Origin of the sequence: Pedobacter deserti (assembly GCF_024436415.1) — a bacterium.
GTDB classification, from domain to species: Bacteria; Bacteroidota; Bacteroidia; order Sphingobacteriales; family Sphingobacteriaceae; genus Pedobacter; species Pedobacter faecalis.
Genome location: NZ_JAFMZQ010000001.1, coordinates 2,612,309 through 2,626,865 on the forward strand (window position 1 = coordinate 2,612,309; position 14,557 = coordinate 2,626,865).

A 14,557-nucleotide genomic window follows, 5' to 3' on the forward strand; every position below is an offset into this window, starting at 1 on the left:
AGCGGTGGGCAGGTGGTATAATTAACCAAATGTTTTACCTCTAATGATTTTATCATGGGAATTCAGATTTGGGGAGCCTTTGGTGGCTTCCAGAAGAAGACGGGTGCCCTGGTCGGTCGGCGAGTTAACGGACAGAATGTGATCACAGCAATTCCTCACCCTAGTGAGTTGCCACCCAGTGAGGGGCAGCTTAGTTTTCGTGCCAGGTTTAAACTGGTGGTTAGCTTCCAGAAGTGGATCACGCCACTGATCCGCACCGGTTTCAGAAATGCGCACAAGGAAAAGCAGAATGCTTTTAACGCTGCCTTTGTGTACAATTATCGCAATGCGGTGACTGGCTCTGGTTTGAACTGGACGATCGACTATCCGAAGTTTATGTACAGCTCAGGGATGCTTGGCAATGCCGCTGGCCTGGAGATGCAGGTGAACACGGACGCTCAGCTTGATTTTAGCTGGACGGCGGTTCCGGACACTGGCGTGGGCGCGGCATCGGACAAGGCTTCGTTTGTGGTGTACAACCCGGCGCAGGACAAGTTTGTGGTAAGGGCTGATGCAGCTTTACGTTCGGCCCTTGCCTACGACCTTGCCGTACCTGTCAATTTTAGCGGAGATACGGTTCATGTATGGATGAACTTTGTGTCGGCTGACGGCAAAACGGCCAGCAACACGCTTTATGTGGGAAGCGCGGTTGTGATGTAGTCTGTGCGGCGTGCCAGACCGTGCACGCCGCACTTTTAGTCTTATGTTTTATTTATGTTATGATGTTATGGCAACTTTGAATTCGGGTTTATTAGGTGGCTACAGCGGCCGTTTAGGGAATCTGGTTTTTTATATAAGGAATGGCAGGCAGGTAGTGCGTACTGTGGGGGAGTGTAGGGTGCCTGCTTCTGAAAAGCAAACGGCCAACAGAAATGCGCTTGCGGTGGTGATGGCTTTTCTGAAAGTGGTGCGTGAGTTTGTGAATATCGGTTTTGACGGAAAGATGAAAGCAGGGCAGACAGCATTTAATGCGGCTGTGTCTTACCATTTAAAAAATGCGGTTGATGGTGTGTATCCTGATCTGTATCTGGATTATGCGAAGGTTAAGCTGGCTTGTGGCCGGCATATAGGTACCACTGCCTCCGCTGTGCTCAATGATGATGGCATTTTGGTTACCTGGGACTTTGAGCCGCATACCTGTTTTGAGCAGGCCAGTGAGCGGGTGATGCTGTTGGCTTTCTTCCCTGTGCTGAGCCGCGCTGTTTACGTGCTGGACGGTGCTGATCGCTGTGCCTGCAGCGAGCAGCTATACTTGCCACCTGAGTTGTGCAATGCGTATATGGAGGTATATATGTGCTTCGCGTCGCGGACTAAACGTGATACGACAGAGAGTGTTTATTTAGGTAAACAAAACCTGCATGGTGCTGTTTAATTTATACACAATTTTAAATTATTTATGGCAGAAAGGCATACCTACCAGACAGGTATCATTGGAAACTGTGCATATCTTGCACATATTAATAAGAATACGAATATTGATTGGCTTTGCTGGCCAAGGTTTGACAGCAGTTTTGTCTTCGGAGGCTTGCTCGACGAAGAAAACGGGGGTGAATTTTCGATAAAGCCGCATGGCGAATTCACTTCGCGTCAGTTTTACCTGGAAAACACGAATGTTTTATGTACGGAGATTAGTAACCCGGAGGGCAAATACCGGGTTACGGATTTCGCACCTAGATTTTATCACCATGAACGCTATTTTAAGCCTTTAATGATGATCCGCAAGATTGAGCCGATTGAGGGCAATCCGCGGGTTCGGGTGAGGTGTAAGCCGGTATGTAATTATGGCAAGTCGCGGCAAAAGGGCAGCCGTGGCAGCAACCATATTCTCTTTAGCGGCTGCACCGAAATGATGCAGTTGAGCACGAATATTTCGCTGAGCTATATTGAAGATGAGCATTACTTTGCGCTCAATGAACCTAAGTACCTGATTATGACTTACGGGTATGAGTTGAATGCACCGATCATTAGTACGGCCGACCGATTCCTGACGGAAACCATCCGCTACTGGAGACGCTGGATTAAGCATTCTAATATTGCCGGGTTTTATCAGCATCTGGTGATCCGCTCGGCGCTGGTGCTTAAAATTCACCAGTATGAAGATACCGGTGCTATTATAGCAGCCAGCACAACCAGTCTGCCTGAATCGCCGGGCAGCGGGCGCAACTGGGACTATCGTTATTGCTGGATGCGCGACACCTATTATGTTATTACGGCGCTGAACCACATCGGACATTTCGAGGAGATGGAAAAGTACTTTGGATACGTAACCGACATTTCCTTCCGGGATGAAAAGCGTTATCAGCCTTTGTTTGGTATTAGCGGCGAGCGCCTGCTGAAAGAGAGCGTGCTGGATCATATCCATGGGTACCAGGGCAATAAGCCTGTACGTATTGGTAACCAGGCTTATGAGCATATTCAGAACGATATTTATGGCCAGGTGCTGATTTCTATGCTGCCATTGTATTCCGACCATAGGTTTATATTCAGGGAGCGTCAGGATTCGGCGCAGTGGCTTGACAATCTGCTGAGTAAAATTGAGCGTACCATCGACGAGCGCGACGCCGGCTTGTGGGAGTTCAGAAATATTGCGCATATCCATTGCTATACCAACTTGTTTCAATGGGCGGGTGCCAATGCCGCGCTCAAAATGGCCAAAACCATCGGCAACGCGGAGTATGAGGAACGTGCGCAGATATTGATCGACAGGGCTGCTGAGCATATTGAGGCTTGCTATGATCCGGAGCGAAAGGTGTACACGCACGCCGTAGGCAGCAGTCACCTCGATGCAAGTACTTTACAGTTGATCCTGATGAACTATCTGGACCCGGCGTCTGACCGTGCTAAGGACCATCTGCTGGCGCTTGAGAAGGAACTTAAGGCTGAAAATGGTTTGTTTTACCGTTATCTGCATACCGACGACTTTGGCAGGCCGAAGACGACGTTCCTGATCTGCGCCTTCTGGTACGTGGAAGCACTGGCATGTGTGGGCCGGGTAGAGGATGCGATCCGCGAGTTTGAATCCATCATAAAATATTCGAACCACCTGCTTTTGTTCAGCGAGGATGTGGACGAGCGCGACGGCAGCCAATGGGGTAATTTCCCTCAGGCCTACAGCCATGTGGGCTTAATGAATGCGGCCCATCGGATTGGTGTTAAACTCGACAGGCCGGCGTTTCTTTAATACGTATTGAAAGCTTAGTTGGTCAGCGACTTAAGCAATCGCTTCAGAAATGAGGGTTGCTCGGTCGCTGACTTTTCTGTTTGTGCCGTTGTTGCCGGAAATTTATTATAGGCAAGCTGACTCAGCAATTCTCTTACTTCTTTGTGGTCGCGCAGATAATACCGCGCCGCCGATATATTGTTGCCTACTTTTATGGTATAGGCCGATTCCGGCAGGGATTTGAAAATATCCTCATCGGTATGGTCGTCGCCAAAGGCAATCATAAAGTCGGGATTATGGTTGGCCAGCCAGTTCAGGGCAGCCTTGCCTTTGTTGATCTCTATATTCTTAAACTCTATGATTTTATTGCCTTCCATCAGTTGTAAGCCCTTGTCGGCAATAAACATCCTGAGGTGATTCACAATTTCACCTGCGCGCAGTTCGCCCAGCCCGTTCTCTACTTTACGATAATGCCACACCAGCGAAAAAGCTTTTTCTTCTACAAAGGAGCCCGGAGTACGGTCGGTATACGTATCGAGAACAGCCTTAACCTCGTGCTTCCATTTGTCGGTCAGGAAAGGCACACTCTGCCAGTCTTCGCCCTGCTGCTTAAGCCATGCGCCGTGTTCCGCAATCATGCCGATGTTGAGGTGACCAAACCATTTCTGGAGGTTCTTGTAGTTTCGGCCGCTGATGATGATGACATGATTAGCCGGGTCGCTGAGCAGTTTATCAATCAGCGCATAGAGCTCTTCGTCGGGCGCCGCAAGGTTGATATCGCCATGAAAACCAACCAGCGTACCATCGTAGTCGAGAAAAATATAACGGTCGGCCGCATTGGCATAATCATGACCTATTTTTTCACGGATCGGCTGGGAGGCGTATCTGGTTAAAAGCGACTGCTGCATCTGTTTTACTTCCTGTAGTTTATCTATAAAGTTTTTTACCCAAAGGTGTATGTTGAATTTTTTAACGGTATGTCGCATATTGGTCATACGTGCTTCCTGCTCTTCGCGCGGCATATTGATAGCCTGTACAATGGCCCGCATGATGTCGCCAATGTTGTTCGGATTAACGATCAATGCTTCATTGAGTTCTTTAGATGCGCCTGCCATCTCGCTAAGTATCAACACTCCGTCGTTGTTGATACGGGATGCAACATACTCTTTGCTTACGAGGTTCATACCGTCGCGCATGGGCGTAACCAGGCAGATGTCGGCCGTGCTGTACAATGCCGAGAGGAATTCTACTGAGAACGATTTATAAAAATAATGGATGGGCAACCAGTTCATTGTTCTGAACCTGGAGTTGATATTGCCTACCAGTTGGTCGATACGATCCCGAAGGTCCTTATACTGGGGAACGGTATCTCTCGAAGGCACAACAACCATATAAAGAACAATTTTCTCAATGTATTCGGGATGGAGCTGCAGCAACAGCTCTAAGGCTTGAAGCCGCTGTATGATCCCCTTGCTGTAATCAAGCCGATCGATGGTCAATATAATCCGAAGGTCTTTCTGACTTTCCTTGAAAGCAGTGGAATGCCGTGCTACTTTGGGGTGATTGGTAAGGTTTTCAAATTTCTCACTGTCGATGCCCATAGGGAAGGCCTCGACCACCACATGCCGGTTTTTATCGACAATCACATTTTCCGAAAGCTTGCCGCTGGAAAGTCGCGATGCCGCACTCAGGAAGTGCCTTACATCGTCGAAGGTATGGAAGCCGAGCAAATCTGCACCAAGCATGCCCGCAATCAGCTCTTCACGCCAGGGAATAAGCCGGAATATTTCATATGACGGAAACGGAATATGCTGGAAGAAACCTATGGTAACGCCAGGCTGCTGCAGTCTTATTAAGTTGGGCAGTAAGAGCAGCTGATAGTCGTGCACCCAAATGGTATCGCCGTCTTTGCTATGCTGCAAAACGACGTCTTTAAATTTGGCATTTACCGCCTGATAATAATCCCAGTAGGCCTGGTCGAAATTGGCATAGGTAACCAGGTAGTGAAATACCGGCCAAAGGATTTCATTAGAAAAGCCCTCATAATAGAAATTGATTTCTTCGTTGGTAAGAAAAACAGGTATTAAGTTTAACGCAGCCAGCTTTCTGGTTACCTCGCGCTGCCTGTCTGCCGGAACTTCTATTCCCGGCCAGCCGATCCAGATGTTGTCGCCATTTTTGTATACGGATCCAAGACCGGTGGCCAGACCACCTTCGCTCGGCCTCAGAATATATTCACCATTTTGTTCGCTGATTTTTACGGGAAGCCGGTTCGATATTATAATTGTTTTGTTTTTTGTTGGCATATCTGACTTTACAACATCTCCAAGTGCGCAATTGTTTTTCCAAAGATTAAATTTATTGCTTATTAAGATTAGCCTGAGTGCCAGTTTGTTTGTAACTTGCCGGCCTTCGTTAAGTTGATTACGCTTATTGTGATATGCTAAAGTTTAGACTTCCTTTATTGTCGGCCGCCCTGTTGCTAACGGCTTCCTGTTCATCGATATATATGCCTAACGTACCAAACACGCCCATGCTTAGTCAGCAAGGCGAGTTTAGCGGTGGTGGCCATATCTCATTGCGTGGCAATGCCAGCGTCAATGGCGCCTATGCGGTGTCGGACCATTTTGGGGTGATCTTCAGCGGCTCGTATATGGACCGCGACTGGGAAAAGAAGGATTTTAAGCACAAGCTTGGAGAGGCGGGCGTTGGTTATTTCAATACGTTTGGTCCGGATGATAACCGTATCCTGGAAGTTTACGCAGGCTACGGCACCGGGAGCACCGATCGTGTGTTCAGGCATTACGATGAAAATAAGGTGCTGACTGGCTCTGATCTGGAAGAGGTTACCTACACTAAAACCTTCCTGCAGGTGAACTATAGCTCGAGGAAGAGCAATACACTGAATTTGTTCGGCCAGGCTTTTCCAATCAATTATGGTACAGCGCTGCGCATAAGTAATGTAGAGATGAAGACCTTTATGCGGAACAGCATCGGACAGCTGCGGGAGGGCAATGTATTTCTTGAACCAGTATTTTTTACCCGTATGAGGCTAAGCGATGCGTTTCAACTGCAATATACTACAAGCGCAAACTTCGGCCTGAACAACCGGAAGTATGTAAGCGCGGGCAACTCTATCTTTACGATAGGGGCTGTGTTTAATGTTGGCGGAAAAAAACAAAAGGCCGACTAAAGCCGGCCTTTTACAGTTGTTTCGTGGGTTTATTTCTTCGGGACGATAGTCAGCGTTCTCATGGCATGCCTGTCTTTGGCGGCCGACTGATCCGTCTTAACGACGATGTACAGATCGTGCATCTTACCATCGGTCACTTCATTCAGTGAAATCTGGCCGTCGTTATGTTTGCCGCTTCCTATTAGGGTACCATTTTCTGAATCCAGTCTGATCTCGATAGTGTAGGGTGTACCGCCCTGGGCAACTACCGTGGTGGCCAGAGCAGCTACGTGACTGAGGTCGACCTGTTTCAGTCTTATCCATCCGCTCTTTTCGGGGAATATCAATGATTCGGTGCCGTTGGCATCTTTGCGGCCGAAGCCTGAAAGGTCCCGCAGGTCTTTGGCGTCAATTACATTGCTTCTAAGGTTGAGTACCGCGGTGGATGTAAGCGGCTTCAGGTTTGTGCCGCCCAGGTCTGAGTAACTTGCCTTTATGCTCAATACTGTTTGTTTTCCACTTAAAGATGCAGGCGGGGTGATCTTTCCGGCAGCTGGCAGCGAAGGCGCTGCAGTTGATTTCGCTTTCAGGCTCATGATCCACTCGGCAATCTGGGTGGCTTCATCAGTTTTCATCGCGGAGTGTGCCGGCATTGGAACTTCGCCCCACACGCCTGTACTTCCTTTGATGATTTTGCCTGCAAGATATTTTGCCGCATCAGGCTTTGCCTGGTATTTTGCAGATACCAGCGTAAAAGCCGGACCTATCGATTTTTCGCTCACTTTGTGACAGGTGCTGCAATCTGATTTTTGCATCAGTGCCTTTCCGACCAGCGTTTGGGCCACTTCCTGATGCCCTAATTTGGCGCCAGCCATGTCGGTACCCTCGTTGTAAGTGCTGGAGACAAAGATGCGGGTTCTGTTGACCGTTGCCCCTGGATCAGTCACCTTAACGTTATAATTAACCGGTACTCCTGGAAAAAAGAAGCTCTTGTTATCGCTGGTGGCGATGTCTACCACAGGCTGTGCGTTACCCGCGGAGACGAGTATTGACGGACCTTTCGCAGAAGCGCGGTCTTTGTCGACCACCTGAACACTGATGCTGTACTGGCCTGCTTTGCTGAAGGTGTGCTGGATGTTTGGTACTGTGGTGGTTTTCTTAATGCCATGGCCGAGCGACCATACATAAGTGAGCGCATCACCATCTGGGTCTGTTGCCTCAACACTGGCTTCAAGCCTATAGGGGAGGAGTCCGCTTGTTTTTTTAATGTTCAGTTTGCTTACTACGGGCGGACGATTGCCTTCGAGATAGTCGATGCGCACCAGCGCCGCATCTGGGTTTTTGGCAAACCAGCCCTTACCGTATTCCAGTATATACAGTTTGCCATCGCGACCCTGCTCCATGTCGATAGGCGCAGCAAGGGGGATGTTTGCCATAAAGGGCTCCATGCTTAAATAATCGCCTTGTGGCGACATGGTTACGGCTTTAACCCAGCCGCGAACCCATTCGTAGATGAGCAGCTTACCGTTATAGTAGGCCGGGTATGGCGAAGCGCCTGGCTTGGTATAGTATACCGGTCCGGCCATAGCGGTGCGTCCTCCGGTGCCAACCTGCGGGAAGTCTGGCGATTCCCCGTAAGGATACCATATAAATGCAGGTTGCGCCGGGGGCAACTGACTGAGGCCGGTATTGTTTGGCGAGTCGTTCTTAGGCGCGTTGGGATCGAAAAGATCTCCGCTGGTGCCATTGGTGTAATCATATGCCCGGTACGGATAGTTGTTGCCCACAAACAGTGGCCAACCGAAATTGCCGGCTTTCTTTGCCTGGTTAACTTCATCGTAGCCTCTCGGACCACGGGCCGGATCGTCGTTGCCCGCATCCGGACCAACCTCGCCCCAGTACAGGAAACCTGTCTTTTGGTCTACCGAAATACGGTAGGGGTTTCTGTTGCCCATTACATAGATCTCCGGTTTGGCTTTAGGGTCATTTTTCGCAAACAGGTTACCGTCTGGAATACCATAGCTGCCATCGTCGTTGACCCTTATCCGTAAAATTTTGCCTCTGAGGTCGTTTGTGTTTCCCGCGGAGCGGCGGGCATCATATTGGTGAAGGCCTTCCCGGTTATCCAGCGGGGCATAGCCTTTGTTTACGTATTGCTGCTTTGGTACATCAAACGGGGTAGAGTTATCACCTGTAGAAATATAGAGTAGTCCGTCGGGCCCAAAGGCGAGCGAACCGCCGGTATGGCAGCAGATCTCTCTTTGTGAGTAGAATTCAAGGATGACCTTTTCTGTGGCGGTAGTGATCCTGTCGTTCACCAGTTTAAACCTCGAAAGGCGGTTTACCGATTTGCCGGCCGGACTGTACAGCGCATAAACATACTGGTTTGCGGCAAACTTTGGATCTACCGCGATGCCGAGTAAACCTTCCTCGGCGTTTACATCGGGCACACTGGTTTTGAAATATACATCCAGTTTGCCAGCCTGTATCAATGTGCGTGTGGCATTTTTATAAAGCATAAGTTCGCCGCGTCGCTGAGATACCAGCACGTCGAGGTTTGGCAGTACGGCAATTTCGGTAGGTTCGGTGAACTGTCCCTGTACGAGGGTGACTTTCACAAAGCGGTTTTGATCGGGCGTGTCAATTTGTGTGGCTTTTGTTATTTCGGTGTCTTTTCCGAGTGGTAATAAAGTGGCAAATGCGATTCCTGAAAGTAATAACGCGAAGTAAGTTTTCATTTGGTTTATTGGTTGTCCTGATTATTCAAGTGTATGTATAAAACCAAAAATACAGCTTTGAGTGCCATTTCCTAACAATAGGTATTAAATAGTTTTAGCTAACTATTAAGCTTTATTTGTTCATTATCAGCAGGTATTGATTATTGTAACAAAATCATTATTTTGCGAATCTTTTAATCGCATGAGAAAATAGTTACTTTTAATTTTTTTTAACCAAAAACCACAACATGAAACTTAATTACTTAAGGTTTGGAACAACGGCCCTTGTCTGGCTGTTGGGCACTTCACTTGTGGCTGGTCAGCAGCTAACTGATCAGTCGGAAATCAGCCTGAACGATCTTTCGGCATTCAAAGATCCGGGTCCAACCTGGTCAATTGCCGGAGGGGTTACGGCTAATCTTGACCAACAAGATGTGTTAAAGGTCGCGAAGGGTAGCGGCGTTTTAGTAAGCATCCCTAAAAAGAATGCAGGCAGGGACCTGTATACCGTTGCCGAACATGGTGATATGATACTTGAACTGGAGTACTTACTTGCAAAAGGCGGTAACTCTGGTATTTACCTGCAAGGTGTTTATGAAATCCAGTTGGAAGACGCGTGGGGACTTAAAAACCCTAAGGCATCTAACAACGGTGGTATCTACCAGCGCTGGGATGATTCAAGACCAGAAGGCCAGAAAGGCTACGACGGTTATGCTCCACGTCAGAATGCGTCTAAAGCACCTGGATTGTGGCAAAAAATGAGAATTGCATTCAGGGCACCAAGATTTGACGGCTCCGGCAAGAAAGTTCAGAATGCAAGAATGGTTGCTGTAGAACTAAACGGCGTGCTTATTCACGATAACGTGGAACTGTTTGGTGTTACCCGTGGTGCCAATGGCGGCGAGCGTGCAGTAGGTCCGCTTCGCTTGCAGGGCGATCATGGTGCTGTGGCCTTCAGAAACATTAAAATATCTAAACTTCCTGCAGATGCGCAATCGGCCATCAGGCAAAGGGAAAACAGTGCTGACCCGATCTATGTAGATCCGGCTAATAACCCGCTTATCCGCAGTTTCGTAGACATCGCTGGTGGTACTAAAGTTGTTCATGCGATTTCTGTTTCGAGCCCGGAAGAAGTACATTACGGATATGACCTTGATAATGGTGTGTTGTTCCACGCATGGCATGGTGAATTCGTAGATGCAACCCCAATGTGGCACGAAAGAGGTAATGGAACTTCACGCCCCCGCGGTACGGTAACTACTTTCACTAAGAAGCCTGTTCCTGCGCTTGCAAAATTGTTGAGCGCACAAGACAGCTGGTTGAACGACACTACCGGCACTGGCTTCCAGACTAAAGGCTATGAGCTTGATGGTAACGATCGTCCTACTTTTGTTTACAAGATGTACGGTACCCGCGTTAAAGATGCTATCCGCGCCAATGAGAATGGTCAGGGTTTAACAAGAGAAATCACCCTGGAGCAACCGGTTTCTAACATCTATCACATGATCGCTTCTGGTTCTGCTATTGAAGACCTGGGCAAAGGGTTATACCTGATCGATGGTCAGTCGTACTACATCAAGTTCAGCGACAGCAAAATGAAGCCAATGGTTAAAGATGCAAACGGTACGAAGCAATTAATAGCTCCTGTGAATGGTAAGCTTAGCTATTCTATTTTATTTTAAAAGGGTTAGATAATGAAATATACTTTTAAGACGCTGGCACTGCTGGCATTAAGTTTCAGCTTCTCCGTGGGTTATGCACAGGAGACGCAAAAAGAAGAAGATTACTACAAAATACAAAAAGTAAGGGTTCCGGAAGGAAATATATTGGAAGTGGGTGGTTTGGTAACTATGCCTAATGGCGACCTCGCTATTTCTACAAGACGTGGCGATGTGTATATCGTAGAGAACCCAACCAGCAACAGACCATATTTCCGCAAGTTTGCTTCTGGTCTGCACGAAATTCTTGGTCTTGCTTACAAAGACGGTGCTTTATATTGCGCACAGCGTGGTGAGCTTACTAAACTGATCGACAGAAATGGCGACGGTAAAGCTGAGGTCTATGAAACTGTTTACGCCTGGCCGCTAAGCGGACACTACCATGAGTATAGCTTTGGTCCTAAGATCGCACCTGATGGTTCCTTCTTTGTGACTGGCAACGTTGCGTTTGGTGACGAAGAATGGTGGAGAGGCGAGAGCCGTGTGCCGATGCGTGGCTGGACCATGAAAATTACTGAGGATGGTAAAATGGAGCCTTGGGCTACCGGTCAGCGTTCACCTGCGGGACCAAACGTTATCGATGGTCAGCTTTATTATACTGACAACCAGGGCGACTGGTTCGGTTCTGGTGCTATCTGGCAGGTTAACAAGGGCGACTTCTTAGGTCACCCTGCAGGATTGCGCTGGACTGGCAGATCTGATTCCCCAATCAAAATGACTGAAGAATATTTCCGTTCTAAAATTGATGAGAGAAGGGTTAGAAATGATCAGGGCAGAATGGTTAAGCCTGAAAACCGTGTAGATGAGCAATATAAGCTGCTTTACGAAATGAAGAAAGATTTCCCTGAGTTAAGACTTCCGTCGGTATGGTTGCCTTATGGTATCCTGGGTATCTCAACTTCTGAGCCGGTTAAAATTCCTGCAAATACTTTCGGACCTTTTGCCGGTCAGCTTTTGATCGGTGATCAGGGTATGAGTATTATTTCAAGGGTTTTCCTTGAAACAGTGAACGGGGTAGAGCAAGGTGCTTCTTTCATGTTCCGCAGTGGTTTCCGCTCGGGTGTACTTAGAATGGCTTGGGCACAGGATGGTTCATTGTTCGTTGGTGAAACAAACCGCGGATGGGGATCAGCAGGTGATGCCAATGAAGGCCTTGAGCGTTTGGTTTACGACAATAGCAAAACACCTTTCGAGATGCGTGCTATCCGCGCCATGTCTGACGGTTTTGAAATTGAGTTCACCAAGCCGGTTGACAGAAAAACAGCTGAGGATCTTGCTTCTTATGATGTTGAAAGCTACCTGTACAAATATCAGCCGGTTTATGGTTCGCCACCGGTAAACAAAGAAACACTTAAAGTTAGAGGTGTAAAAGTTTCGGCCGACGGTCTTCGTGCCAGAATTATTGTAGATAACCTGCGTCAGTATTACATCCATACCATTATGGTTGAGGGCGTACGTGCCCAGGAGGGTGGAGCTGCGTTGATGCATCCAATTGGATACTATACGCTGAACAGCATCCCTACCAACGCTAAGCTATCTATGAGCGAAGTAAGCACCAGAAATTCAGCCGCTGCGCCTGCGAAGGCTCCAGCGCCGATCAAAGCTCCTGGTAAAAATGCACCTGAAGCTAAAAAGACTGCACAGAAAGTGATTACTACCGCTAAAGCCGAAGCGCCTACGTACAACCAGGTAAAAGGTTTGCTGACCAGCTATACTTGTACAGCTTGTCACAACCCAACCAAACGTCAGATTGGGCCGGCCTTCGTGGATATCGCTAAACGCAAATATTCGCCGGAGAAAATCGTGGAGCTGATCCACAATCCGAAACCTGAAAACTGGCCAGGCTATTCAACCGAAATGCCGCCAATGCCGCAGGTTAAGAAGGCAGACGGTCTGAAAATTGCCGCCTGGATCAACTCTCTTAATAAATAGCATTTTTGCTCTCTTGAATTAAAAATATTCGGCACGTGTGACTTTTAGTTATATATGCCGAATATTTTTTTATTTTAGCGCTTCATTTTAACCAAGCATAAACAATGAATAGACTCGAAACTAGCGATTACATTGTATTTTTTATCTACTTTATAATCGTTTCCGCCTACGGCTTGTGGATTTATTACAAAAAGAAGTCGGCCACCAGCGACTCTAAAGATTACTTCCTGGCTGAGGGGTCACTGACCTGGTGGGCTATTGGTGCCTCACTTATCGCCTCAAATATTTCTGCAGAGCAAATGATCGGTATGAGCGGATCGGGCTTTAAGCTCGGACTCGCCATTTCGGCATACGAATGGATGGCTGCCGCTACCCTTATTATCGTAGCTGTATTTTTCATGCCGGTATATCTGAAGAACAAGATATTTACCATGCCCCAGTTCCTCAATCAGCGCTACAACTCAACCGTTGCGATGATTATGGCTGTGTTCTGGCTGATGCTGTATATCGTGGTTAACCTGATGTCGATCCTTTACCTGGGCGCGCTTGCCATTAGTGGTATTTCGGGTATCGACATTACGCTTTGTATTCTGGGCCTGGCGTTGTTTGCTATTTTTATCACGCTGGGTGGTATGAAGGTAATCGGTTATACCGACGTTATCCAGGTATTTTTCCTGGTGCTGGGCGGTTTGGTAGCTACTTATATTGCATTAAACATCATTTCTGGTCAGCAAGGCGTCGTTAAAGGTTTTGATATCCTTACCGACGGGGCATCTGAGCACTTCCACCTGATCTTTGAGAAAGATAATCCGAATTACATGGATCTTCCGGGACTGAGCGTACTGATCGGTGGTATGTGGATTGCCAACCTGAGCTATTGGGGATGTAACCAGTATATCACGCAACGGGCTTTAGGTGCATCTTTACCTACAGCGCGTGCAGGTTTGCTGTTTGCTGCGTTTCTAAAAATGCTGATGCCTGTAATTGTTGTTATTCCGGGTATTGCCGTTTACTATATCATCAAAAACGATATTCCGGCAATCAGCCCTGATAACCTGTTAACAGGCTCCGGCGTACAGGATCCAAACAAGGCTTATCCTGCCTTGCTTACTTTGCTGCCAACCGGATTAAAGGGTTTGTCATTTGCTGCGCTTACAGCGGCTATTGTGGCGTCTCTTGCCGGTAAAGCGAACAGTATCGCGACCATCTTTACACTGGATATTTATCAGAAGGCGTTCAACAGGGAAGCTTCAGAGAAGAATCTGGTTAACGTAGGTAAGATCAGTGTTGTTGTTTCCATGCTGATGGCGGTATTGCTCTCACTCATCGTTGGTGATGCATTGATGGGAGAGGGTAAACAAGGGTTCCAGTACATTCAGGAATACACCGGTTTCGTATCGCCAGGTATTTTTGCCATGTTCATACTGGGATTCTTCTGGAAGAAGACTACATCAAACGCAGCGCTTTTTGCTACCATCGGTGGTTTTATCGTATCCATTATACTTAAGTTCCTTCCGGGATGGGTGGACTTGTCGCCGCTCTACGAATACGGATGGGCTGTTGCAAATTCTGCCGGCATCTATGAAATACCGTTTATGGACCGGATGCTTATCGTGTTTGCTGTGTGTATCATCGGTATGTATTTCATCAGCATCTATGAAAACAAGAAGGGTATTGTACCAAACGGACTCGAAGTGGACACCAAGATGTTCCGTGTTTCTACCTCGTTCGCAGTAGGCTCGCTGATCATTATCGCTATGCTCGTTGCCTTGTACTCGGCATACTGGTAAGTCGGCCAGTTTTCATTGAAAAATATAAC

General features: G+C 47.7%; 9 protein-coding genes. 7 read left to right on the top strand and 2 right to left on the bottom strand.

The genetic code is table 11. The annotated features are described in order from the left end of the window. Window positions 1-54: 54 nt before the first annotated feature. From J3P40_RS11880 to J3P40_RS11890, 3 genes are all read left to right on the top strand, one after another. The gene (locus J3P40_RS11880) at window positions 55-699 is read left to right on the top strand and encodes a DUF6266 family protein (RefSeq protein ID WP_256005868.1); all 645 of its coding nucleotides are present in this window, start codon (window positions 55-57) and stop codon (window positions 697-699) included. 67 nt (window positions 700-766) lie between these two features. After that, window positions 767-1,411: a DUF6266 family protein gene (locus tag J3P40_RS11885; protein ID WP_256005869.1), complete on the top strand. Its 645-nt coding sequence runs from the start codon at window positions 767-769 to the stop codon at window positions 1,409-1,411. A gap of 24 nt (window positions 1,412-1,435) precedes the next feature. After that, on the top strand, window positions 1,436-3,220 hold the full coding sequence (locus tag J3P40_RS11890; RefSeq protein WP_256005870.1) for a glycoside hydrolase family 15 protein: 1,785 nt from the start codon (window positions 1,436-1,438) through the stop codon (window positions 3,218-3,220). A gap of 14 nt (window positions 3,221-3,234) precedes the next feature. Here J3P40_RS11890 and J3P40_RS11895 read toward each other — a convergent pair whose 3' ends face one another. Then, entirely contained in the window at window positions 3,235-5,505 is a 2,271-nt protein-coding gene (locus tag J3P40_RS11895; RefSeq protein WP_256005871.1) for a bifunctional alpha,alpha-trehalose-phosphate synthase (UDP-forming)/trehalose-phosphatase, read from the bottom strand. A 134-nt stretch (window positions 5,506-5,639) separates the two neighbouring features. Here J3P40_RS11895 and J3P40_RS11900 point away from each other — a divergent pair, with 134 nt between their 5' ends. Further along, window positions 5,640-6,392: a hypothetical protein gene (locus J3P40_RS11900; protein WP_256005872.1), complete on the top strand. Its 753-nt coding sequence runs from the start codon at window positions 5,640-5,642 to the stop codon at window positions 6,390-6,392. 29 nt (window positions 6,393-6,421) lie between these two features. Here the strand turns inward: J3P40_RS11900 and J3P40_RS11905 are convergent, their stop codons facing one another. Beyond that, window positions 6,422-9,109 (bottom strand): PQQ-dependent sugar dehydrogenase, encoded by a 2,688-nt coding sequence (locus J3P40_RS11905; protein WP_256005874.1) that lies wholly within the window; start codon window positions 9,107-9,109, stop codon window positions 6,422-6,424. Between the two features lie 227 nt (window positions 9,110-9,336). On the opposite strand from J3P40_RS11905, the gene J3P40_RS11910 reads away from it, so the two are divergent. The 3 genes from J3P40_RS11910 (at window position 9,337) to J3P40_RS11920 (ending at window position 14,528) form a co-directional block, all read left to right on the top strand. Then, window positions 9,337-10,770, top strand: coding sequence for a 3-keto-disaccharide hydrolase (locus J3P40_RS11910; protein WP_256005875.1), 1,434 nt, complete (start codon window positions 9,337-9,339; stop codon window positions 10,768-10,770). 12 nt (window positions 10,771-10,782) lie between these two features. After that, the gene (locus J3P40_RS11915; RefSeq protein WP_256005876.1) at window positions 10,783-12,738 is read left to right on the top strand and encodes a hypothetical protein; all 1,956 of its coding nucleotides are present in this window, start codon (window positions 10,783-10,785) and stop codon (window positions 12,736-12,738) included. Window positions 12,739-12,842: 104 nt separating this feature from the next. Then, window positions 12,843-14,528 (top strand): sodium/sugar symporter, encoded by a 1,686-nt coding sequence (locus tag J3P40_RS11920; RefSeq protein WP_256005877.1) that lies wholly within the window; start codon window positions 12,843-12,845, stop codon window positions 14,526-14,528. The last annotated feature ends 29 nt before the right edge of the window (window positions 14,529-14,557 follow it).